1 protein-coding gene is annotated in these 536 nt (G+C 73.9%); it reads right to left on the reverse strand.

Translation table 11 applies throughout. The features are described 5' to 3' along the window. Positions 1-536, reverse strand: a 536-nt coding sequence (locus tag EKO23_RS24815; protein ID WP_217702816.1) for a DUF7507 domain-containing protein, incomplete at both ends; no start/stop codon positions are given.

Below are 536 nucleotides of genomic sequence, written 5' to 3' on the forward strand. Positions count from 1 at the left end.
CGTCGCCGTCTCCCCCGTCGGCAGCGCTGTCAACGAGGTCGCCCTGCTTGACCAGCGAGAGCGCGGCCCGGCTGTCGGTGTCGACGTCGGCCTCGTCGCCGCCGGAGGTGACCTCGGCGCCGTCCGGGTCGGTCGCCGACGCGGTCGCGGCGTTGTGCACGCTGCCCGCGTCGACGTCCGCCTGCGTCACGACGTACGACGCCGTGCAGGTGACGCTCTTCCCCGGCAGCACGTCGCCGGTCGGGCAGGTGACAGCGACCGGGACCGCGGCCAGCTTCGGGTCGTCGACGGTGACGTCGTGGACGGTGGTGGTGCCGTCGTTGGTGGCCGCGAAGGCGTAGGCCACGGTCTCGCCGGCGTCGGCCAGGTCGTCCCCGTCGGAGTCCAGGAGGGTCGCGGCCTTCTCGAGCGACACCACGGTGCGGTCGTCGGCGTCGATGCTGTCGGTGCTCTCCTCGGAGACCACCGGGTGGTCCTGCGGGTCCAGCGCGCCGGCGGTCGCGGTGTTGTCGACCGAGCCGTGGTCGACGTCGGCC

The organism is Nocardioides guangzhouensis (genome assembly GCF_004519545.1).
Lineage (GTDB): Bacteria > Actinomycetota > Actinomycetes > Propionibacteriales > Nocardioidaceae > Nocardioides > Nocardioides guangzhouensis.